The sequence below is a fragment of the Mycobacterium sp. 852002-51613_SCH5001154 genome (assembly GCF_001667425.1).
GTDB lineage: Bacteria > Actinomycetota > Actinomycetes > Mycobacteriales > Mycobacteriaceae > Mycobacterium.
The window spans coordinates 1-21,686 of the sequence record NZ_LZII01000007.1 but is presented as its reverse complement, the minus strand read 5'-3'; the positions used below and the strand labels follow the sequence as shown (position 1 = coordinate 21,686).

The 21,686-nt window shown below is 64.8% G+C and carries 22 protein-coding genes; 10 read left to right on the top strand and 12 right to left on the bottom strand.

Annotated features, from left to right (window positions below; translation table 11 throughout):
* Window position 1: 1 nt before the first annotated feature.
* The 6 genes from A5750_RS03275 to A5750_RS03250 form a co-directional block, all read right to left on the bottom strand.
* Window positions 2–868, bottom strand: coding sequence for an alpha/beta fold hydrolase (locus tag A5750_RS03275; protein ID WP_066957740.1), 867 nt, complete (start codon window positions 866–868; stop codon window positions 2–4).
* 14 nt (window positions 869–882) lie between these two features.
* Complete coding sequence (locus A5750_RS03270; protein WP_066957738.1) at window positions 883–1,281, bottom strand: Rieske 2Fe-2S domain-containing protein; 399 nt, start codon at window positions 1,279–1,281, stop codon at window positions 883–885.
* 1 nt (window position 1,282) lies between these two features.
* Window positions 1,283–2,428 (bottom strand): amidohydrolase family protein, encoded by a 1,146-nt coding sequence (locus A5750_RS03265; protein ID WP_066957736.1) that lies wholly within the window; start codon window positions 2,426–2,428, stop codon window positions 1,283–1,285.
* A gap of 29 nt (window positions 2,429–2,457) precedes the next feature.
* Window positions 2,458–3,549: an amidohydrolase family protein gene (locus A5750_RS03260; protein WP_066957844.1), complete on the bottom strand. Its 1,092-nt coding sequence runs from the start codon at window positions 3,547–3,549 to the stop codon at window positions 2,458–2,460.
* A gap of 238 nt (window positions 3,550–3,787) precedes the next feature.
* Window positions 3,788–4,681 carry an NAD(P)-dependent oxidoreductase gene (locus A5750_RS03255; protein WP_067261183.1) on the bottom strand — a complete coding sequence of 298 codons (894 nt, stop codon included), beginning with the start codon at window positions 4,679–4,681 and terminating at the stop codon, window positions 3,788–3,790.
* 8 nt (window positions 4,682–4,689) lie between these two features.
* Window positions 4,690–5,070, bottom strand: coding sequence for a carboxymuconolactone decarboxylase family protein (locus A5750_RS03250; RefSeq protein ID WP_067261181.1), 381 nt, complete (start codon window positions 5,068–5,070; stop codon window positions 4,690–4,692).
* Between the two features lie 126 nt (window positions 5,071–5,196).
* Between A5750_RS03250 and A5750_RS03245 the strand changes: the two genes are divergently transcribed.
* The gene (locus tag A5750_RS03245; RefSeq protein WP_067261178.1) at window positions 5,197–6,195 is read left to right on the top strand and encodes an acyl-CoA dehydrogenase family protein; all 999 of its coding nucleotides are present in this window, start codon (window positions 5,197–5,199) and stop codon (window positions 6,193–6,195) included.
* Window positions 6,179–7,354: an acyl-CoA dehydrogenase family protein gene (locus tag A5750_RS03240; protein ID WP_067261175.1), complete on the top strand. Its 1,176-nt coding sequence runs from the start codon at window positions 6,179–6,181 to the stop codon at window positions 7,352–7,354. Before A5750_RS03245 ends, A5750_RS03240 begins: the two co-directional genes overlap by 17 nt.
* A gap of 58 nt (window positions 7,355–7,412) precedes the next feature.
* Here A5750_RS03240 and A5750_RS03235 read toward each other — a convergent pair whose 3' ends face one another.
* The 6 genes from A5750_RS03235 to A5750_RS03210 form a co-directional block, all read right to left on the bottom strand.
* On the bottom strand, window positions 7,413–7,985 hold the full coding sequence (locus A5750_RS03235) for a hypothetical protein (RefSeq protein WP_066957727.1): 573 nt from the start codon (window positions 7,983–7,985) through the stop codon (window positions 7,413–7,415).
* Entirely contained in the window at window positions 7,982–8,860 is an 879-nt protein-coding gene (locus A5750_RS03230; RefSeq protein ID WP_067261173.1) for a hypothetical protein, read from the bottom strand. The genes A5750_RS03235 and A5750_RS03230 overlap by 4 nt, the downstream gene beginning before the upstream one ends.
* 56 nt (window positions 8,861–8,916) lie before the next feature.
* Window positions 8,917–9,363: a hypothetical protein gene (locus tag A5750_RS03225; RefSeq protein WP_082948252.1), complete on the bottom strand. Its 447-nt coding sequence runs from the start codon at window positions 9,361–9,363 to the stop codon at window positions 8,917–8,919.
* Between the two features lie 120 nt (window positions 9,364–9,483).
* Window positions 9,484–10,848, bottom strand: coding sequence for a cytochrome P450 (locus A5750_RS03220; RefSeq protein WP_066957723.1), 1,365 nt, complete (start codon window positions 10,846–10,848; stop codon window positions 9,484–9,486).
* 48 nt (window positions 10,849–10,896) lie between these two features.
* Window positions 10,897–11,097 (bottom strand): ferredoxin, encoded by a 201-nt coding sequence (locus A5750_RS03215; protein WP_066957721.1) that lies wholly within the window; start codon window positions 11,095–11,097, stop codon window positions 10,897–10,899.
* Between the two features lie 57 nt (window positions 11,098–11,154).
* Window positions 11,155–11,856 (bottom strand): SDR family NAD(P)-dependent oxidoreductase, encoded by a 702-nt coding sequence (locus tag A5750_RS03210; RefSeq protein ID WP_066957719.1) that lies wholly within the window; start codon window positions 11,854–11,856, stop codon window positions 11,155–11,157.
* 281 nt (window positions 11,857–12,137) lie between these two features.
* On the opposite strand from A5750_RS03210, the gene A5750_RS03205 reads away from it, so the two are divergent.
* The 8 genes from A5750_RS03205 to A5750_RS03170 all read left to right on the top strand — a co-directional run.
* Complete coding sequence (locus A5750_RS03205; protein WP_067261171.1) at window positions 12,138–13,667, top strand: aldehyde dehydrogenase family protein; 1,530 nt, start codon at window positions 12,138–12,140, stop codon at window positions 13,665–13,667.
* Complete coding sequence (locus tag A5750_RS03200; RefSeq protein WP_067261169.1) at window positions 13,664–14,869, top strand: CaiB/BaiF CoA-transferase family protein; 1,206 nt, start codon at window positions 13,664–13,666, stop codon at window positions 14,867–14,869. Before A5750_RS03205 ends, A5750_RS03200 begins: the two co-directional genes overlap by 4 nt.
* Window positions 14,870–15,253: 384 nt before the next feature.
* Window positions 15,254–16,072 (top strand): ABC transporter permease, encoded by an 819-nt coding sequence (locus A5750_RS03195; RefSeq protein WP_066957712.1) that lies wholly within the window; start codon window positions 15,254–15,256, stop codon window positions 16,070–16,072.
* A gap of 9 nt (window positions 16,073–16,081) precedes the next feature.
* The gene (locus A5750_RS03190; RefSeq protein WP_066957710.1) at window positions 16,082–16,927 is read left to right on the top strand and encodes an ABC transporter permease; all 846 of its coding nucleotides are present in this window, start codon (window positions 16,082–16,084) and stop codon (window positions 16,925–16,927) included.
* Between the two features lie 19 nt (window positions 16,928–16,946).
* Window positions 16,947–18,203, top strand: coding sequence for an MCE family protein (locus tag A5750_RS03185; protein WP_066957708.1), 1,257 nt, complete (start codon window positions 16,947–16,949; stop codon window positions 18,201–18,203).
* Entirely contained in the window at window positions 18,200–19,222 is a 1,023-nt protein-coding gene (locus tag A5750_RS03180; protein WP_066957706.1) for an MCE family protein, read from the top strand. Before A5750_RS03185 ends, A5750_RS03180 begins: the two co-directional genes overlap by 4 nt.
* Window positions 19,222–20,340 (top strand): MCE family protein, encoded by a 1,119-nt coding sequence (locus A5750_RS03175; RefSeq protein ID WP_067261166.1) that lies wholly within the window; start codon window positions 19,222–19,224, stop codon window positions 20,338–20,340. The genes A5750_RS03180 and A5750_RS03175 overlap by 1 nt, the downstream gene beginning before the upstream one ends.
* The coding region (locus A5750_RS03170) for an MCE family protein (RefSeq protein WP_197505335.1) at window positions 20,337–21,686 on the top strand (1,350 nt) is incomplete at its 3' end. The genes A5750_RS03175 and A5750_RS03170, both read left to right, overlap by 4 nt.

Here is a 21,686-nt window from a genome sequence, read left to right as displayed (position 1 = left end):
ATCACGAACCCAGGAACTCGAGGATCGCGGGCGCCGCCTGCACCCACGTGTCGAACATGTTGAAGTGCTTCACCCGCCCGGCCGCGCGGTCCTCGGACGCACGCTCCCATGCGTCCTCCGGCCACGGGGGGTCGATGAGCTTTGATCCCTTGATCAAGCAGCTGACCTCCAGTGACGTTCGCTTCGGGTGATCCATATCGTTCTCGCCGCCACGAATGATCAAGGTGGGCACCTTGATCCGGTCGAACATCTCGTCCTCGACGCCCGGGATCGTCTGTCCAGGCTTGGAAACGAACGCGTTCAGCCAGCGCAGCATCACCTTGAGGAACTCGTCGGAATCGAAGTCGAGGAACCGCTGTTTGTTGTTGGGGTTCTCTCCGATGCGGTCACGCCATTCGGCCACCTTCACCACGCCGTCCATGCCGGTGCCGCGCACCGCGAGGATGCTCGGGATGATGTAGAAGGAACCGAGCACGAAGCTGCCGTAGATGCCACCGACGATGTTCCATACGACGAGCTTGGTGACCATCTCCGGGTAGAGCATCGTGGTCAGCATGGAATCCCTTGCGCCGCCGGAGCCGCCGGCCAGAATGCAGCGCTCGAAGCCCAGCCCGGTCACCAGCTTGTGCAACGTCTCGGCGCGCATGTGTGATTCACTCTGACCGTAGAACTGCACATCGGAAGCACCGCAGTTCGGCCGGTCCCACAGCAGCACGCGGTAGCCGCCGGCGGCGAGCGCGTCGGCAAGCGGACGCAAGCCCTCGATCTCCTTGCTGAACCGGCCGCCGGGCGTCAGGGCAATGAGATCGCCCGAGTCACCGAGGATTTCGTAGACGACATTTCCCCCATTGATCTCGATTGAAGGCACCGATTCTCCTGTGGTTAGGCCTGCACCAGAACGTCGTTGCCGACGATGCGCACCGGATAGGTCCGGATACTCCATTCGGGCTTGACCGCGGTGGTACCGGTCGCCAGCTCGAAACCCCATTGGTGCCACGGGCAATAGATGTACTCCAGGTCGCGCACCATGACCGAGTCTCCGGGCGCGGTCTCGTCCACTATCGTGCGGCCCCGGGCCCGGCCCGAACAGAGCGGACCGCCTTGGTGCGGGCAGTAATTCGCGATGGCATAGAAGCTGCCGTTGACGTTGTATACGCCGACGCCGTGCCGCCCGATTGGCACCAGCTTGTGCTTGCCCGGCGGGATCTCGTCCACGGTCGCAACAACATGCTCGCGGCCCTGGGCGAGACGGGGCTCGGGCCGTTTGGTTTCTTCCGTCAACTCAGAGCACCCTGGTCTGACCCTCGAGGACCGGAACGGTCTCGGGCAGGTGGTAGGTCGCGATGCCGTTCTTGTACATCACGGCGTCGCGGGCGTGCTTGGGCAGGTGCTTGACCAGCCAGCGTGGGTCATCGAACGTCCAGTGCGGGTAGTCCGAGGAGAAGAGCAGGATCTTCTCGCACTCCATCCATTCCAGCGCCCGGGTCAGCTCGGTCTTGTCTTCGGGGTAGTCCAGTGGCTGGGTGGTGAACTTGATGTGGTCCTTGACGTAATCCGACGGCTTGCGCTTGATGTCGACCCACGACTTGCGTGCCTCGTAGATCGAATCCATGCGCCACATCAGCGGCAGGATCCAGCTGAACGCGTGCTCGACAAACACGATCCGCAGCGTCGGGAACCGGTCGAACACGCCGTCGAAGATCAGGCTCATCACCTGGTTGGCGGCCAGCAGCGAGTAGGTCACCATGAAGTCGTGGTTGTAGCTGGGGAATCCCACCGGCGGGATCGGTAGCTCGTCGAACTGGCTGCGCGACAGGTGACAGCTCACCGTGATGTCGTGCTTGGTGGCGGCCGCCCAGATCGGGTCGTATTTCGGATGCCCCCAAGACGGCCGCGGCTCGGCCTTGATCAGAATCTGGGCCATGTAGGGGTGACCGGCCCACTTCTCGATCTCGCGCACGGACTCTGCCGGCTCCTCAATGGCGCAACAAATCGACCCGCGCCAGCGCTGGTGCCAGTTGTTGTGGCTGTCCAGCCAGTGATTGGCCTGCCAGTCGTTCAACGCGCTCGACATCGCGTGCTGCGCTTCGGGCAGGCGGGCCGGGTAGGCGGCCGGTTCGAGAATCGCGATGTCCGAGCCGGCCTCCATGATCAGCTGACGAAACGCCATATCCGGGTCGCTGCAAGGGAATTCGCCGTTGGCGGGGAAGGAGTCCACCCGCATCGCGTAGGAGTGGGCGTAGTCCGGGGCGTCGTAGTAAATCTGCTCACCCACGGCGCGGGTGAGGAAGTATTTGCTGCGCCATGGCTCGGGGATGTACGGCAGGAGCTCTCCGCGCTTGGGTGCGGGGTGGACATCTGAGTCGACGCATCGGACGGCTATGCGCTCGGCAGCGGGAACCCGCTCCTGCGAATGGGTCAACGTCATCTGAAACTCCTCGGTATCAGGTCGTACTTCTACTGTGCGCCCACCCCGGCGGGAATGTCTATGTTGTAGAGCTGCGCCGCGTTGCGCCAGCACAGCTTCTCGCGCTGTTCGGCGGAGAGGGCGCGCGGAAGCTTCTTGATATCGCCGCACTGCCAGTGTGGATAGCTGGAGCCGAACATCACCATGTCGTCCTTGCCGGTGAAGCCGAACCATTCGCCGGCGAACTCGGTGTCGCCAGGACCGTCGAGACTGCCCTGGACGAAATACACGTGACCGGGCAGGTAGTCGCTGGGGATCCGCGGTGCCCACGGTGTCTGCTCGAGGTGCGGACGGCCGAACGTGTCCATCCGCCAGATGAACGGCGTCACGAAGTCCGCCGCGCCGTCGCCCCAGACGAACTTCAGGCCGTCGAAGCGCTCGAACACGCCCTCGGCAATCATGTTCATCAGGTGATAGATGTAGTTCAGCGCCATGAAGCTGACGTACTGCTCGTAGGTACGGGTGTTCCCGTTGGGCGTCGGCGGAAAGGCGATGCCCGACCCGACTTCGATGTGCGCGGCAACGGGAAGTCCGGCGTCGACCGCGGCTTCCCACAGCGGCCAGAACTGTGGCTTGCCGTAGAGCTCGCGGGATTGCAGCGGAACGCCGATCTGCACCACCCGAGGGTGCCCACGCCACCTCTCGATCTCCCGCAGCGCGCCGGCGATGTCATCGGGGTTCACCCGAATGGTGCCGCGGAAGCGCTCGCCGAACTCGCTGGACTCCAACCAGTCCGAGACCATCATTTCGTTGTGCGCGGCGTGCAGCGCGCTGCCCAGGTGCCGGTCGGGCATGATGCCGCGGGCCATCGGGTGCAGGACCGCAATGTCGACCCCGCGTTTCGAAAAGAGCTCATTGGCAACGAAATCCGGATCGGAACCGGGGTACTGACGATCCGGGCCCTCGGTATTGGGCGCGTATTCACCGCCTGGAGCGCCGTACCAGTCCATCTCGTAATCGGGGAAGCCTCGGCTCTTGAACGGCTCACGCAGGGTCTTCCGCAGCGCCTTGTTGGAGGGAAAGAAGATGTGCACGCTCGCGTCGATGAGCGGTGTGCTGGTTCCGTCAGCGTGTTCGATCACGAAAGCCATCCTTCGACTCGGGCACTCAGAGCGAACCCAGTCGGGTCATATGATAGATAACCTAACATTCTTCTCGGGGGCCAATCAACGGGTTTCCGGTAAGCGTTTCGTTTAATCAACGTGCCTGGTAGCGACCACTTTCGCGGTCCTCGTGCAAGTACGGTTCTTGAATTGCGATAATACCATTCTCCCGATCGCGGATAAGGGCCATCCGCCTCTATTCAGGGGGACCGGCCGGCTAGGCCGGCGAGCGGCCCACGATCACGCCGGCCGCCTTCTCGAGCGGTTTGATCACCGTCGTGAAGTCCGAGTCGGGGCCCTGGTCATCGGCGGTCGTCTCCCAGAGGCGGGCGATCGTTGTGGCGACGTCCGTTGGCACGCCAAGCGCTTCCGCTTCCTCGAGGTACAGACGCACGTCCTTGACCATCAGGCTGGTAGCGAAGCCGTAATCGAAGGTCCGGGAGAGGATCGAGCGGGGAAATTTGTCCCGGCTCGCGCTCGTCGCACCCGAGCCGGCGTTGAGCACCTCGATCATCACACTGGGGTCGAGGCCGGCCTTCACGCCCATCACGACGACCTCGGCTGTCGCGGCCAACACGTTGGCGGCCAGGATGTTGTTGGCCAGTTTCATCGTCTGCGCCGACCCCGGTTTGTCTCCCACGTAGAAGGGCCGGCCGATCGCCTCGAGCGTGGTTCGGATGACGTCGAATTCATCGCGCGGCCCCGACACCATGACCGCGAGTGCGCCCTTCTCCGCCCCGCCGACGCCGCCGCTGACCGGGCTGTCGATCGCCACGATGTCCCGCTCGGCAAGTCGGTCAAAGATCTGCCTTGCTGTGCGGCTGCCGACGGTGGACAGGTCGACATAGCGCTTGATTCTTGCGCCCTCGATCACGCCGGCCGCACCCGTCGCCACCTCGAGTGAGGCGTTCGGCGTCGGGAGGCTGGCCATGACGGTTTCGGTACGGTCGGCAACCTCCCTCGAGGATGCCGCGGGGCGCGCCCCCAGGGCGACGATGCGATCGAGCGCGGCGGCACGCGTGTCGAAGGCGACGACATCGTGGCCTCTCTCGATCAAGCGGCGCGCCACGGGAAAACCCATGTTTCCCAGCCCGATGAATCCGACCTCCATGCCCGGCCCTAGCCCTCATCCAGTTCGGCGAACGCCTCGCGCGCGATGCGGAAGCTGTCGACCGCGGCCGGCACGCCCGCGTAGATGGCCACCTGCAGGAAGACCTCGCGCATCTCGTCGCGGGTGACGCCATTCGTCAGCGCCGCCTTGACGTGCGTGCGTAATTCGTTGGGCCGGTTCAGTACCGAGATCATCGCCAGGTTGAGCATGCTGCGCGTTTTCCGGGGCAGCTCCTCGCGACCCCAAATCGCGCCCCAGCAGTATTCGGTGACGAGATCCTGCAGAGGCCGGGTGAAGTCGTCCGCGTCGGCGAGGGCCCGGTTGACGTAGTCCTCGCCGAGCACGTCGGAGCGGATGTGCAGCCCCCGCTGATAGGTTTCGCGATCCAATGGTCTTCTCCTTCGTCGTGGAGGCGCTCGTCCCCATGGCACCCGCGTAACCGGTTTCCGAGATTATTACTTCCGCGTGCGAGAATGATATTCTCGCAGCGTCGGTGATGACAGGAGGCGGCCTTCATGCTGTTGGAGTTCGATGCCGATCAGCGGCTGTGGCAGAAGACCGTTCGCGACGCCGTGGCGAAGCAGTGCCCGCCCTCGCTGGTGCGCGGCGTGGCCGAGGACGGTGTCGATCCCAGCCCGTTGTGGAAGTCGTACGTCGATCAGGGCTGGACCGAGCTGAACGATCCGGTCAGCGCCGTCGAACTCGCCATCGTCCTCGAGGAGTTGGGGCGCGCGACCGACCCCACCCCGTTCCTGGCGACGATGACCCAGTTCGCCCCCTTGACCGCCGAACAGTTCGACCCGCACGAATCGGGCACCGCCGTGTACACCGGGGTGGCGGCACACCGGGACGCCGAGGGTTGGGTGCTGGATGGTACGGCGCGCCATGTCCTCGACGGCGATCGCGTCGACCGCCTGGCGGTGGTGACAGACGCCGGGGTGTTCATCACCGGGTCGAACCAGGTGTCGGTGCGTCGCGCCGCCGTCTTCGACCCCGTCCTGCACGTCGCCGACCTGTCGTTCTGCGGCGTACGGGTGCCCGACAGCGCCCGGCTCACGGTCGATTCCGAACGCGCGCACCACACGGCCCTGACGGGCATGGCGATCACCATGGTCGGTGCCTGCCAACGCATTCTCGATCTGGTGCTCGAACACGTCCGCAGCCGTCAGCAATTCGGTGTGCCGATCGGCTCGTTCCAGGCCGTCCAGCACAAGGCCGCGGACATGCATGTAGCGGTGGAACGGGCCCGTGCCCTGGCGTACTTCGCGGCGCTGACCATCGCGGCCGACGATCCTCGCCGCCGGCTCGCGGCGGCGATGGCCAAGGCGTCGGCGGGGGAGTGCCAGTCGCTGGTGTTCCGGCACGGTTTACAGCTTCACGGCGCAATGGGATTCACGTGGGAGAACGATCTGCAGTTCGCGCTGAAGCGAGCCAAAGCCGGTGAGCTGATGCTCGGCGGCGCCGCCGAGCACCGGGCGCGGATCGCGGAGGAATACCGTGCAGCTGACTTTTGACTCCGACGTCGAGGAGTTCCGCGCGGAGTTCGCGGCCTTCCTCGACGAGAACCTGCCTTCCGCAAGCGAAACGCTCGAGCGGCCGCGGTCGGTTTCCCACATGCCGCAGTGGGCACGCGACTGGCAGCGGCTGCTGTTCGACAACGGCTGGCTACTGCCGAGCCAGCCACCGGAGTTCGGTGGTCGCAACGCGACGGTCATTCAGCAGTTCGTCTATCTTGAAGAGCTCAGCCGACGGCGGATCTACCACAGCTTCAACCCGCAGGGCGTGAACATCGTTGGGGCTTCGCTGTTGTCGTTCGGCAGCGACGAACAGAAGCGGCGCTGGGCGGTCCCGATCCTGCGGGCCGAGATCACCGCGTCACTCGGGATGAGTGAGCCCAGCGCGGGTTCCGACCTGGCGTCGTTGCGCACCCGCGCGGTGCTGGACGGCGATCACTTCGTGGTCAACGGTCAGAAGGTATGGACTTCGGGCGCCCACGACGCCGACGTCTTGCTGACCTTTGTGCGTACCAATCCAGATGCGCCGAAGCACAAGGGAATCAGCGCGCTGATCATCCCGACCGACACCCCGGGCTTGGTGCGCCGTCCGTTCCCGTCGATCTGCGGTGCCGACGATCTTGATTTCAACGAGGTGTTCTTCACCGACGTCCGGGTGCCGGCCGAGAATCTGGTCGGTGAGCCCGACCAGGGCTGGCGGGTCGCCAACGGATCGCTGGGGCACGAACGGACGATGATGTGGCTGGGCTTCGCCGATCGGCTCGACAACATGATCGACGACTTCCATCCCAGCACCGAGGTCGAGCGCGACCAGTACGCCAGCACGATCATGGACAAGCAGGCGTTGCGCCTGCTCGGTTCGGTGGCGCTGGCTCGCGCGTCGCGCGGCGAAGACGACGTGGCGGCAATCTCGGTGCTCAAGCTGCTCGGGTCCGAGGCCGAGTTGCGTGGCATGGAGCTTGCACTGACGTCGGCGGGCTCCGACGGGCTCGTTCACCCGGGCCTGACCGGGCCGTACGCGCACATGAACCTCGACCACTATTTCGCCAGCTGGTTCGAGCGCTACGCCCGCAGCTTTTCCGGGACGATCGCGGGGGGCACCTCCGAAATCCAGCGCAACATCATCGCCCAACGGGTGCTCGGCCTCCCACGCGGTTAGCGCAGCGGCGCGACGTCGGTTCGCGAGTTCCGCTCTGCGGCAGCGGCATCCGACGGGTCTAGACCGGGTCGAATTTGGTGATCAGCCACTGGCCGTGGACTCGGGTCAAACTCACCAGCACGCTGCTGGACGCCATCGCGGGGTCCGGGTTGTCCTTGCTGGTGGTGCTCTGGTCGACCAGCACCAGCACCACCGCCGAGTCCGGATGTAACTCCGAGACCGCGGCGCCTATCACCCGCGCGCTGGTCTTCAGCGCCTTCTGTTTGGCCGCCGGAGCGACGATCTGGTCGGTGAACTGGTTGTAATACGACAGGAAATCCCCGGACAGGTGCGACTTTGCGGCGGCGAAGTCTTTGTCGAGAGTGTCAGGCGAATAGGACAGCAAGGCGACCGTTCCGTCCGACGCCGCACCTACGACGGCGCTCGCGACGCCGGGGTCGGTTTGTTTATCGGGCCGGTACTGCTTGAAGTACAGCCAGGTCGCCACGCCACCGGAAAGCAGCAGCAGCGAAATCAGGACGATGGGAACGGCTTTCACGTTGCGCCGCGCGCGGGGTTCGCTGCGTGCGCCGTCTTCGGTGAGTTTGGAAGACGCTTTCCCGGCGTCGCTGCCGTGGTTGTCCTCGCTCATGGAACGAACTCCAGTTTGGACATCTTGTATTGCCCGGCGTCATCCGTGACGGTCACCTTGAGCCGCCAATTGCGCGGTTCGTCTTTGGCGCCCGCGGCGTTGCTGATCCGCGACGACGCCGCCACGAGTACCAGCGCGGACTTCCCATCGATGGATTGGACGGCGGCCGCGTTCACCGTGCCCTGAGTGACCACCTTGGACTGCTCAACGACGGTGGTGAAATCTTTTGCGCGCTGCTGGAAGTCGTCCCTGAACTGGCCGGTCGAGCTGTCGATCACCCGCTGAACGTCCTCCTTGGCCCGATTGAAGTCCATCGAGAACATGTTGACGACGCCCTGTCTGGCCCCCGCGATGAAGTTGGCGGTGCGCTGGTTGCGCTCGGCGGTTTCATGACGCTCCCACATCATGTATCCGCTGGCCGCTACGAAGGCGCAGATGGCGACGACGACGGCCACTTTCCATGTCACGGACCACGATGGCACCCGCGGGCGTCGCCGCGAGCGGCCCGGCTTGGATGTTGACCCCGACTCGTCCGGGTTTTCGTCGACGTCTTCTTCTTTAAGGGCCTCCGCTTGGCCGGCCGCTTCGACGGTGTCGGTGACATCGTCCTTGGTCTCCGGCTCGCCGGAGTCGGCGGTGTCCTCGTCGGCGTCCGGCGCTTCTTCGGCGGTCTCCGCCTCCGCCTCCGCCTCCGGTTCGGCCTCGGCCTCTGCTTGGGCCTGCGCTTCACGCCGGAGCCGGGCGGCACGGGCGCGGGCGCGCGCCGCGGCGGCCAGCGCCTCGGCCTCGGCCGCTTCGGCCTCGGCCTCCTCGAGCAACGCCTGCACGTCGGCTTTCGAGGTCGCCGAATCTTGTGGTCTCTTCGACTCAGCCATCGTGCTCGCTGTCCGTCGCCCTCATCATCGACCGACTCGCTGTGCGCCTCACGCGGCTACCATCGCACGAGCGAGAACGGCCAACTGTTGGTGCCCCCCGGTCCGCCTCCGCAGCCGGTGTCGAACGTCGAGTCCACCTGACCCGCCATCGTCACCGGGTCCCACGAGTAGACGTCGTGCGAGGGAAAGAACTGGACCACGCAGCGCACACCGTCGGGCACATCGACGGCCATGGTGTAGCGGCCGTTGACCAGGTGGGCGTTGGCGTTCCAGAACGCCGCTTGCCCGTTGGGTTGCGGAACCGCCTGGATGGTCAGGCATTCCGGTCCCTGGTCGTATCGGCACGGTCGGATGGCCCAAATCCAGCTGTGGCCGGGGTCGCGTGGCGTGTCCAGCCGGTAGTTGCCAACCTGGATGTCCGCGTGGGCGGTCGGCTCGAGGGTCAGCGCGGCCATGGCGAGCGCAAGGCTCAGCGCGAAAATCTTCACCGATGCGTCTCCCATCTGTGCACGCGGTTGCTGCAAATATAAGGCGCGGTCACGTTGAACAGGCCTACTCGTAAAAATTGCGGGGGTCAACGGCGCACTTTCGGCTGGGTAACGCGCCCGGCCGCCTGGGGTGGCTCAATCGATTACCGCGGCTTCCTTGCGTTCGGTGATCGGTCGGGCGAGTTCCTGTTCGTCGCAGATGCGCTGCAGCTTCTCCAGGGTTTCGTCCAGGCCGGCGCCGACCCTGCGGCCGGGCGTAAAGGCCGCCGGCAGTTTGCGCATGCCCTGGATGACGCCGATGGTCTCGTAGTGGACGGTGCCTTCGGGGTCGCATCGGTAGTCGGGCATCCGATCGAGCACCGCGGTGAGCATGGATTTGAACACCGTGCGTGCCACGTTCGACCCGGCGCACCGATGGACGCCCAGGCCGAAGCTGAAGTGGCGGTTGCCTTTACGGTCCAGCACGATGTCATCCGGGTCGTGGAACACGGCTGGATCGCGGTTGGCCATCGCCCACGAGATCCACAGCCGCTCACCCTCCTTGAACTGAGTGCCGTCGAGCTCGACATCGTCGGAGAATGTCCGGCCGTCGCCGGGGGCGGGGGTGAAGTAGCGCAGGAATTCCTCGGTGGCGGGGTCGAGCAGCGTTTTGCGCTCGTTGCTGAGCAGTTCCCGCTGCTCGGGATGCTCGGAAAGCCACTCCAACGAATGGGCGGTCAGGGCCGTCGTGGTGTCGAAGCCGCCGCCGATGACCAAGCCGAGGTTCCCCAGAATTTCCAGGTCCGGCGCCGGCTCCCCGTCAATGCGCATCTGCAGCAGGGCATTCACGATTCCCGGCCTCGGATTCTCGCGGATCTCGAGCATGTTGTTCACCATGTCGAGGCCCATCTGCTTGTGCATCTCGGTGACGCGCTCGATGTCGGGGGAATGTTCGGGCGTGTACACCGCGGCGTGGACCGGCTCGCTGTACATGTTCCACTTCTTCAGCGGGATGCCCATCATCGCCAACGTCAGGACGGCCGGAACGATGTTGGCCAGATCGTCGACGAAGTCGATGCTGCCGCCCTCGATCTTTTCGTCGAGGCAGGCGCGCGTCACGTCGTCGATGAACGGCTCCCAGCGCTTGACCGCTGCCGGCGACAGGTAGGGATTGAGCACGGTGCGGTAAATGCGGTGATCGGGATCGTCCATCTCCAGGATGCCGCCGCGCACCACGCTGACCCGGCTGGCGGTGGGGATCGAAATGCCTTTGTAGCCACGGCGTTCGTCGTTGATGTCGTGATCGTTGGAGACGGCCGGGCAGCGGGCCAGCTCGAAGACCTCGTGGCTGCCCGCCGCGACCCAATGCCCACCGTAGGTCTCACTCCACGCCATCGGGCACTTGGCGTGCATCTCCTTGGTGATCGACTTGAACTGCGACCGGTACTCCGGGGAATGCCGATCGAAGTGGTACCGGTTCTTTTTGCGGTCGCTGTCGCTGACGACGTCGTCGACACTCAAAGCTCTGTCTCCCTAGGTATTTCGTCGGTCAGTACCGGGATGCCGGACTCAGGCGTCGTCGGTGATGACGATGGCCTGTTCCGGGCAGGATTGAGCGGCTTCACGCACCTGGTCCTGCCGGTCTACGGGGACCACTTCGTCGATTGCAGAAGAACTGCCGTCGATGTCGCTGAGCTGAAACGACTCCGGCGCGATCATCGCGCACAGGGTGTGGCCCTGGCATCGTTCCGAATCCACCCAAACCTTCACGGGCTGTCTCCTCTCACCTGATCTGGTTTCCGGACACCGCTGACGAATCGTCACCGCTCAGGTGTTGCGACCGCCATTGACGCCCAAGAGCTGACCGGTGATGTAGCCGGCTTCGTCGGACACCAGGAAAGCGCATGCCGCCGCGATGTCTTCCGGCTTACCCATCCGGCGCACCGGGGTCCGCGCGATGGTCTCGTCGATGTCCCCCAGGAATCCGTTCTGCGCCGCGGCGCGCAGCATCGGGGTGTCGATGAAGCCCGGCGGCACCGCGTTGACGGTGATGCCGCTGGGGCCGTACTCGAGCGCCAGGGATTTGGTGAGCCCGTTGACCGCGGACTTGGCCGCCACGTAATGGCTCATGTAGGGAGCCCCGGAATGCGTGCTGGACGAAGAGATGTTGACGATGCGTCCCCACTTCGCCTCGATCATGTCGGGCAAGACCGCCTGAATGGTGTGAAAGACGCCGTTGAGGTTGACGTCGATGACCCGTTGCCAGTCTTCGAACGCGATGTTGTTGAAGCGCTTGAATCCGTCCAGGCCCGCGGCGTTGACGAGAATGGTGATCGGCCCGAGCTTCGCGCGGATCGCGGCGAAGGCCTCGTCCACCTGCGGTCGGTCGGTGACGTCCGCCGTGAAGGAATGGTCGCCGTCCGACGGCCGGAGGTCGATCGTGGCGACGTCGAGACCGTCGGCGCGCAACCGTTGCGCGACGGCAAGGCCGATGCCGGATCCGCCACCGGTGACCACCGCAGTCTTCACGTTGAGGCCTCTACTCCAAAGGTGACCGTCTCAGTCACAAAGAATCTCGCTTACAATTATGAGAACCTTACTCTCACGCCAGAGTGTGGTGCAACACACTCTGGAAACCCTGTTCGGCCTGCGTCAAACTACTCGACACGGCGGCCCGTCGACGTTCGCGTTGCTGGTCAGCCGCCCGTCCTGATTCCTGAGACTTTCTTGAATTATCGAGAGTCGAATGTAAGATTCGCCGGGGAAGAGAATCAAATTATCGTGACCGTCACCACATTAGGGGGTACGGAATGCCTGCCCAGGACACGGCAGAGCCCGCCACTGCGACTGCAGCGACCATCGCGGACGCCGCGCCTGGGTCAACCGCCGACCGCCGACTGTTGATCGGCGGCCGGCTGGTCACCACCGATAAATCCTTCGCGTCGATCAATCCCGCCACCGGCGCTGTCATCGGGCACGCCCCGGATGCCGGTGCCGAGGAGGCCGAAGCGGCGATCGCCGCGGCCCGGGCTGCGTTCGACACCACCAGTTGGCCCACCGACGTTGAGTTGCGGATCCGCTGCCTCGACCAACTGCACCGGGCGCTGCTCGAACACGCCGACGAGCTGCGGGAACTGACCATCGCCGAAGTGGGCGCCACCCGAGCGCTGACCCAGGGCGCCCAGCTCGACGAGCCGATCGGCATCGTGCGCTTCTACGCGGATCTGCTTCGCAGCTACGCGTTCTCCGAAGACCTCGGCGAGAAAGAATCGCGCGGCATGCTCCACCACCGCTGGGTGGAAAAGGAAGCGGCCGGGGTGGTCGCCGCGATCATCGCCTACAACTACCCAAACCAGCTGGCGCTGGCGAAGCTGGCCCCCGCGCTGGCAGCCGGGTGCACCGTGGTCCTCAAGGGCGCGCCGGATACGCCGTTGGTCACGCTGGCGCTCGGTGAGCTGATTGCCAATCACACCGACATACCCGACGGCGTGGTCAATGCGCTCAGCTCCTCGGGCCCCGAAGCGGGCGAGGCGCTGACCACCAGTCCCGGCGTCGACGTCGTCACCTTCACCGGGTCAACCGCGGTGGGGCGCAAGATCATGGCCGCCGCGAGCGAAACGGTCAAGCGCGTCTTCCTGGAACTGGGCGGCAAGTCGGCCGCCATCGTGCTCGACGATGCCGACTTCGCCGGCGCGGCCATGTTCGCGGCGTTCAGCATGGTGACCCACGCGGGGCAGGGGTGTGCGCTGACCTCCCGGCTGCTGGTGCCCCGGTCGCATCACGACGAGATCGTCGGGCTGATCGCACAGAACTTCGCCAAGGTCCGCCACGGCGACCCGGCCGATCCGAAAACCTACATGGGCCCACTCATCAACGAGCGCCAGCGGGACAAGGTCGACGGCATGGTGCAGCGGGCCGTTGCCGCAGGCGCGACCCTGGTCACCGGGGGCCAGCGGTTGGAGCCGGGCTACTTCTACGCACCGACGCTGCTGACCAACGTCGATCCCGACAGCGAGATCGCTCAGGAAGAGGTCTTCGGGCCGGTGCTCGTCGTCATCGCATTCGACGATGACGACGACGCGGTGCGCATCGCCAACAACTCGATCTACGGCCTGGCCGGCGCCGTCTTCAGCGGCGACCAGGACCGGGCGCTTGCGGTGGCGCGCCGGATCCGGACCGGCTCCTTCTCGATCAACGGTGGCAACTACTTCGGCGCGGACAGCCCGTTCGGGGGCTTCAAGCAGTCGGGGGTGGGCCGCGAGATGGGTGTGGCCGGGCTGGAGGAATTCTTGGAACGCAAAACATATGCAGTCCCGGCGGTGCGGCGGGCCACGGCGTGAGGCCGCTCGAGGGCATCCGCGTCCTGGAAGTCGCCATGTACGGGTTCGTCCCGTCGGCGGGTGCGGTGCTCGCCGAATGGGGCGCCGACGTGGTCAAAGTCGAGCACGCGGTGACCGGCGATCCGCAGCGAGGGCTGCGACAGACCGGCATGCTGCGCGTCGAAGGTGACCCCAACCCCAACATCGAGCACGCGAACCGCGGCAAGCGCAGCATCGGGCTGGACATGTCCGTGCCCGAGGGCAAGGAGGTGCTCTACGAGCTGGCCCGCCGATCGGATGTGTTCCTCACCAGCTTCCTGCCCGGCGCCCGTCAGAAGTTCGGGATCGACGTCGACGACATTCGGGCCGTGAACCCAAAGATCATCTACGCGCGCGGAAGCGCGCTCGGCCCGCGGGGCGAGGAGGCGGTCAAGGGCGGCTACGACATGACCGCGTTCTGGTGCCGGGCCGGAACCGCAGCGACGATCACCCCCGCCGGCATGCCGGGCATGATCGCGCCGCCCGGTCCGGCGTACGGCGACACCATCTCCGGCACCAACCTCGCCGGTGGCATCGCGGCGGCGCTGCTCAAACGGGAGCGCACCGACGAGCCGTCCGTGGTCGATGTGTCGCTGCTCGGCAGCGGTCTTTGGTCAATGGGGCACACGGTCGCGCTGACGAACCATCTGGGCCAGCGGCTTGAAGCGCCGCCGCCCGGGGTGCACGGCGCTCCCAACAACCCGTTGGTCGGGCTTTACACCACGTCCGACGGTCGCTATATCTCCTTCGTGATGATGCAGCCCACCAAGTTCTGGGCCGACGTCTGCCGGCATGTTGACCTGCCGGAGTTGGCCGAGGACCCGCGCTTCGAAACGGTGGAGAAGATCGCCGCCAACACGGCGGAGGCGGTGGAGATCCTGACCAAGGTCATCGCCACCCGCACGCTCGAAGAGTGGAGCGAACGCTTCGCAACGCTGGCCGGTCCCTGGGCGCCCGTGCAGGACACCCTGCAAGCCGCCAAAGACGCGCAGATCCGGGCCAACGAGTACATCGTGCAGGCAGGCGAACTCGAGTTGGTCGCTAACCCGGTCCAGTTCGACGTCGCGGCCCCACAGACCGGCCCGGCGCCCGGCTTCGCCGAGCAGACCGACGACATCTTGATGGAACTCGGACTCGACTGGGACCGCATCATCGAACTCAAGACGGCCGGCGCCGTCACCTAGAGCCGGAGGTGCCCTCAATGTTTGTGCCGACCGTCGCGTCCGTTGTGCCTCAATCGTCCTGGCTAAGCGGTGTGCTGATGGCTTGTCCGATAACGGTTATGCATTTTCCGTTCCACCCGGACTCAGCATGAGTCATAATCGCCGGACGCTTCAAGACACGGGGCCCCACGTTTTGAAGCGTCTACTCACGCAACAGAACGGAGGTCCTGGCGTGAGGATGGACAGCGCTGTCATGCCCGAGGCATATGCCGGATTCCGGTCGCCCACAGGGCCTTTCGACGTCTCCAACACGCCCCCGTGGCCGTCGGTTGAGTCAAATCTACAACAGTCAGTAAGCGAGAACAAGACTGTCAGTCTCGTAACTCGGGAAAGAGCCTGAGGCCGATGGCAACTAAGGGAGCGGACCACTGGTCAGCGGGATTGCCCCAGCTGAGGCTGAAATGGGACATGTCGGGGCCTATGCAGGCCGTCGGGGCCTTGTTCGCAATGTCGGCGGATGCGGTCAAGTTCGCGTTCCGTCGGCCGTTTCAGTGGCGGGAGTTCCTGGAGCAGTCCTGGTTCGTCGCACGGGTGTCGCTGGCTCCCACCTTGTTGGTAGCCATCCCGTTTACCGTCCTCGTCAGCTTCACGCTCAACATCCTCCTGCGCGAACTGGGCGCGGCGGATCTATCCGGTGCGGGCGCCGCGTTCGGTGCAGTCACCCAGCTCGGACCGTTGGTCACGGTTTTGATCGTGGCGGGCGCGGGTGCTACGGCAATGTGTGCGGACCTGGGAGCACGAACGATCCGTGAAGAGATCGACGCGATGGAGGTGCTGGGCATCAACCCGGTGCAGCGTTTGGTCACACCGCGCATGCTGGCGTCCGGATTGGTCGCCTTCTTGCTCAACAGCCTCGTTGTGATCATCGGCGTACTTGGCGGCTACGTCTTTTCGGTCTTTGTGCAAGACGTCAACCCGGGCGCGTTCGCCGCGGGTATCACGTTGCTCACGGGCGTGCCCGAGGTCATCATCTCGTGCGTCAAGGCAGCCCTTTTCGGCCTCATCGCCGGCTTGGTGGCCTGCTATCGGGGCCTTTCGATCACCGGCGGGGGCGCCAAGGCCGTCGGCAACGCGGTGAACGAGACCGTGGTGTACGCCTTCATGTCCCTGTTCGTCGTCAACGTGGTCGTCACCGCGATCGGCATCAAGATGACGGCGAAGTAGGGGCAGCCAATGGCGCTGAGGGCCACATATCCGCGATTAATCCGCCAATTCGAGAGGCCGGTCGCCTCGTTGGGGCGGATCGGCGACCACACGCTGTTCTACGGTAAGGCGCTGGCCGGAGTGCCCTTCGCCGCCACCCGTTACACGCGTGAAGTCGTTCGGCTGGTTGCCGAGATCAGCATGGGCGCGGGCACTTTGGCGATGATCGGCGGAACCGTTGTGATCGTCGGCTTCCTGACGCTGGCGGCGGGCGGAACCCTGGCCATTCAGGGCTACACCTCGCTGGGCAATATCGGCATCGAGGCGCTGACGGGCTTCTTGTCCGCGTTCATCAACGTGCGCATCGCGGCACCGGTGGTCGCCGGGATCGGTCTGGCGGCCACCTTCGGCGCCGGGGTGACCGCTCAGCTCGGTGCCATGCGGATCAACGAAGAAGTCGATGCGTTGGAGAGCATGGCGATTCGGCCGGTCGCCTACTTGGTGAGCACCAGGATCCTGGCCGGAATGTTGGCCATCACGCCGTTGTACGCGATCGCCGTCATCCTGTCGTTCGTGGCCAGTCAGTTCACCACGACGTTCTTGCTCGGCCAATCGCAGGGTCTGTACCAGCACTACTTCAACACGTTCCTGAACCCAATTGATTTGTTGTGGTCATTCCTGCAGGCCATCCTGATGGCGCTCACGATCCTGCTGATCCACACCTACTACGGCTATTTCGCTTCGGGGGGACCTGCCGGTGTCGGCAACGCGACCGGTAACGCAGTGCGCACCTCGCTGATCGTCGTGGTGTCGGTAACGCTGTTGGTCTCGCTATCTATCTACGGTACGAACGGCAACTTCAACCTGTCCGGTTAGCGAAGGAGGTGGAACGGCAGTGACGCAGAGAGTGCCAGCGGGTCGCGCGGCCGCCGGGCGACCTCCGCGCGCCGGCCATGCCCGGCCCGCCGGGCGAAGCTATCTGGCGCCGTTGCTCGGATTGGCGACTGTCCTCATCATTGGCTTGATTTTCGCCGTGGCGGTCGGTTTGTTTCAGGGCTCTTTCACCGAAACCGTTCCGGTGACCGTGATCTCGCAACGCGCCGGCCTGGTCATGAACCCGGATGCCAAGGTCAAGATGCGCGGCGTGCAGGTGGGTAAGGTCGCCTCGGTCGAATCGCTGCCGAACGGCCAAGCGGCCATTCACTTGGCGATGGACCCGTCGCAACTGCGCTTCATTCCCAGCAACGTGCTTGTCGACATCGCGTCGTCGACGGTGTTCGGCGCGAAGTCCGTCCAGCTGGTGGAACCCGCACAGCCCGCGGCCCAGCGCCTGCACGGTGGCCAGACGCTGGAAGGCCAGCACGTCATGGTCGAAGTCAATACCGTGTTCCAGCAACTCGTTTCGGTTCTCGAGCAGATCGACCCGCCCAAGCTCAACGAATCGCTGGGTGCGCTCGCACAAGCGTTCAGTGGGCGGGGCCCACAGCTGGGCCAGTCGCTGAGCGATCTGGATTCGTTTCTGGCCAAGCTGGAGCCGAGCCTGCCTGCGTTCAGGCATGACCTCTCGGTCTTACCGGTGGTGTCCAACGCCTACGCGGACGCGGCACCGAACCTGGTGAAGACCGCGGCCAACGCGACCCGGATCAGCAAGACGATCGTCGACGAGCAGCGCAATTTGGATGCCTTGCTGATCAGCGCGATCGGCTTGGCCGACATCGGCAACGACGTCTTGTCGACCAACCGCCAACCGCTGACGAACGTAATGCATCTGCTGGTGCCGACGCTCGACCTGACCAACCAATATCACGAGGTGTTCACCTGTGGTTTCGGCGGGTTGATCAACATCTCGCATGGTCCGCCGCTGTCGGAGCCGAGCATCAACATCTCGGCGAGCCTCACCTGGGGCGGTGAGCGCTACCGTTATCCGACGAACCTGCCCAAGGTTGCGGCCACGGGTGGCCCCCAGTGCATGGGTCTGCCGAACCTGCCGTTCAACACACACCCGAAGCAACTCATCGCCGATATCGGTGCCGACCCGGTGGGCTATGGAAACCCGCAGGTACTGATCAACTCCGATCTCCTCAAGCAGCTGTTGTACGGACCGATCGCCGGCCCGCCGCGCAACTCCGCCCAGGTGGGAATGCCAGGATGAGAACACGCGCCACGCTTATCAAGTTCACGATCTTCGCGGTCGTGATGGCGATGCTGACCGCCTTCCTGTTCTTCATCTTCGGCCAGTACCGGACGGGTGCGACGACCGGGTACACGGCGGTGTTCTCCGACGTCTCGCGTCTCAAGGCGGGGCAGTCGGTGCGGGTCGCCGGTATCCGGGTCGGCACGGTCAATAGTGTTTCGCTGCAGCCGGACAAGAAAGTGGTGGTGGAGTTCGACGCCGATCGCAGCGTCGTCCTCACCGAGGGCACCAGGGCGGCGGTCCGCTACCTGAACCTGGTGGGCGATCGTTACCTCGAGCTCGTCGATGGCCCGGGCTCGACCAAGCACCTGCCCGCCGGCGGTCAGATCCCGGTCAACCGGACGGCGCCCGCGCTCGACCTCGATTTGCTGCTCGGCGGACTGAAACCAGTTACCCAGGGCCTGAACGCGCGCGACGTCAACGCGTTGACCGCGGGATTGTTGCAGGTCTTCCAGGGCCAGGGCGGGACGCTCGACTCGCTGTTTGCCAAGACGACGTCGTTCTCAAATGCGTTGGCCGACAACGATCAAACCGTGCAGCAACTGATCGACAACCTCAACGTCGTGATCGGCACGATCTCCAAGGACGGCACCAAGTTCTCCGGCGCAATCGATCGCCTCGAGCGGCTGGTCAGCGGGCTGTCGGACGACCGCAACACCATCGGCTCCGCCATCGACGCCCTGGACAGCGGAACCGCCTCGCTGGCGGATCTGCTGAGCAACGCGCGGCCGCCACTGTCGGGCACCATCGATCAGTTGAATCGGTTGGCGCCGATCCTCGACAACGACAAGGACCGCCTCGACGCCGCAATCGGCAAGGCGCCGAGGAACTACCGCAAGCTGGTTCGGCTCGGCGCGGACGGGGCCACCATCCCGTACTACCTCTGCCAGTTGGAGCTCCGCGGCACGGACCTTCAGGGCCGGACTGTGAAAGCCCCCATATTCAGGTCAGACGCTGGAAGGTGCACTGAACCCTAATGCTCAAGTATCACGGAGCCGGGCTCGTCAAGGCCGGACTCATCGGCGTCGTTCTGGCGGTGCTGGTCATCCTCGTCGGCCTGTCGCCCGACCGGTTCATCTCGTGGGCGACGATGGTCAGGTACCAGGCGCTGTTCACGGAAGCCGGTGGCCTTGCGACGGGCAACCCCGTGATCGTGTCGGGCGTGAAGGTCGGCACGGTGTCGGATGTGAAGCTGCGTCGTGGCGATGCTCTGGTCACGTTCGTGATGAAGGGCAACATCCTGCTCGGGTCGGAGACTTCCGCGCACATCCGCACCGGCACGCTGCTGGGCGAGCGGATGCTGGCGCTGGACTCCGCCGGCAGCGGCACGATGCATCCGATGACGCTGATTCCCGTCTCGCGCACGTCTTCTCCCTACTCGCTGACGGAAGCGGTCAGCGACTTGACGACCGACACGGCTGGAACCGACACCGCGGCGCTGAACCGGTCGCTGGACACGCTGGCGAGCACCCTCGACCAGATCGCGCCCCAAATGGGCCCGGCCTTCGACGCGCTCACCCGGTTGTCCCGTACCCTCAACAGCCGCAACAAGAGTCTGGGCGAGCTGTTCAAGAGCGCCGGCGACGTCACCGGGGTTCTCTCCGAACGCAGCCAGCAGGTCAACAAACTCATCCTCAACTCCGGCTCGCTGCTTCAAGTGCTGGTGGCTCGGCGCCAAGAGATCGTGGACCTGTTGGCGAACACGTCGGTGGTCGCCAAACAGCTCACGGCTCTGGTGCACGAGAACGAAAGCAAACTGGCACCGACGCTTGAGAGGCTGAATTCGGTGACCGCGATGCTGGAGAAGAACCGCGACAACATCGGCAAGGCGATGCAGGGCCTCAAGAAGTTCCAGATCACGGTCGGTGAGGGCATTTCCAGCATGTACGCCTATCAGGCGTTCGTCCCGAACTTCCTTGCGCCGCAACTCTTCCAGCCGATCATCGACTACCTCTGGGGATTCCGCACCTTCGACACTTCGAAGGGCCCCGGCTACCCGTCGCCGCTGCCTCGGTCGTTGACTCCCTGGCCCTACAACGGTATTCCGGTGTGCCCTGGCTGCACGCTGGGCGGCAGGGTCGGAGGATCACAGTGATCCGCCACAACCGACTGACTGCCGTGGTGGGGATCGTCCTGGTCGGGCTGATCGTTGCCGGAGCTGCCGTACTCGTCCGCAACACGTTGTTCCGGCAGCAGACGATCACCGCCTACTTCACCACCGCCACCGCGATCTACCCCAACGACGAGGTGCGGGTTTCGGGTGTCAAGGTCGGCAACATCAAATCCATCGAGCCGCACGGCACACAGGCCAAGATGACCCTGAAGGTCGACCACGGCGTGCCCATCCCGGCGGACGCCAAGGCGGTGATCGTCGCCTCGAATCTGGTGTCTGCCCGCTACGTCCAGCTCTCGCCGGCCTACCGAGACACCGGGCCGGTCATGCACGACGGCGCGGTCATACCGGTCGAGCGGACCGCAGTGCCGGTCGAATGGGATGAGGTCAAGACCCAATTGATGCGGTTGGCAACGGATTTGGGACCCAAGAGCGGTGTATCGGGCACGTCGGTGGGCCGGTTCATCGACAGCGCCGCCAATGCGCTCGACGGTAACGGTGACAAGCTGCGGCAAACCCTGGGTCAACTGTCGGGGGTGGGCCGCATCCTCGCCAACGGCAGCGGCAACATCGTCGACATCATCAAGAACCTGCAGACCTTCGTCGGCGCGCTGCGCGACAGCAACGTCCAGATCGTGCAGTTCAACGACCGCCTGGCGACGCTCACCAGTGTGGTCAACGACAGCAAATCCGACCTCGACGCGGCGTTGACCGATCTGTCGACGGCGGTCGGCGAGGTGCAGCGCTTCATCGCCGGGACGCGGAACCAGACCAGCGAGCAGATCGCCCGGTTGGCCGATGTCACACAGAATTTGGTCGATCACCACATGGACCTGGAGAACATCTTGCACGCGGCGCCCAATGCGCTCGGCAACTTCTTCAACGACTACAACGCCGACACCGGAACCATCGTGGGAGGGTTCGGGATCATGAACTTCGCCAACCCCACGTTCTCGGGTTTGATGGTTCCGCTCCCCGTCCCGGGCTGCACGGCGCTCGGCGCCATCGAGAACGTCACCGCGGTGGAGTCGGGCAAGCTGTGCTCCCTGTTCCTCGGTCCTGGGTTGCGAGTCCTCAACTTCAACAACCTGCCGATCCCCATCAACATCTTCCTGCAGAAGTCGGTGGACCCGGCCAACATCCTCTACACCGAACCGCGCCTGGCGCCCGGCGGCGAGGGTCCGAAACCCGCAGCGCCCGAGATCCCGCCCGCGGTGTCGGCCTACACCGGCTTGCCCGGTGACCCGGTTGGCCCCCCGGGAGCCGTGCCTCCGGCGCCGATACCGGGCGCGGCGATGCCGCTGCCGCCCCCGCCGTCGACAGATCGG

Bases quoted from the DNA above. Each gene is read 5' to 3' on its own strand.
- A5750_RS03265 (WP_066957736.1), bottom strand. From the start codon at position 2,428: ATGACGTTGACCCATTCGCAGGAGCGGGTTCCCGCTGCCGAGCGCATA.
- A5750_RS03255 (WP_067261183.1), bottom strand. From the start codon at position 4,681: ATGGAGGTCGGATTCATCGGGCTGGGAAACATGGGTTTTCCCGTGGCG.
- A5750_RS03245 (WP_067261178.1), top strand. From the start codon at position 5,197: ATGCTGTTGGAGTTCGATGCCGATCAGCGGCTGTGGCAGAAGACCGTT.
- A5750_RS03235 (WP_066957727.1), bottom strand. From the start codon at position 7,985: ATGAGCGAGGACAACCACGGCAGCGACGCCGGGAAAGCGTCTTCCAAA.
- A5750_RS03230 (WP_067261173.1), bottom strand. From the start codon at position 8,860: ATGGCTGAGTCGAAGAGACCACAAGATTCGGCGACCTCGAAAGCCGAC.
- A5750_RS03225 (WP_082948252.1), bottom strand. From the start codon at position 9,363: ATGGGAGACGCATCGGTGAAGATTTTCGCGCTGAGCCTTGCGCTCGCC.
- A5750_RS03205 (WP_067261171.1), top strand. From the start codon at position 12,138: ATGCCTGCCCAGGACACGGCAGAGCCCGCCACTGCGACTGCAGCGACC.
- A5750_RS03195 (WP_066957712.1), top strand. From the start codon at position 15,254: ATGGCAACTAAGGGAGCGGACCACTGGTCAGCGGGATTGCCCCAGCTG.
- A5750_RS03190 (WP_066957710.1), top strand. From the start codon at position 16,082: ATGGCGCTGAGGGCCACATATCCGCGATTAATCCGCCAATTCGAGAGG.
- A5750_RS03180 (WP_066957706.1), top strand. From the start codon at position 18,200: ATGAGAACACGCGCCACGCTTATCAAGTTCACGATCTTCGCGGTCGTG.
- A5750_RS03175 (WP_067261166.1), top strand. From the start codon at position 19,222: ATGCTCAAGTATCACGGAGCCGGGCTCGTCAAGGCCGGACTCATCGGC.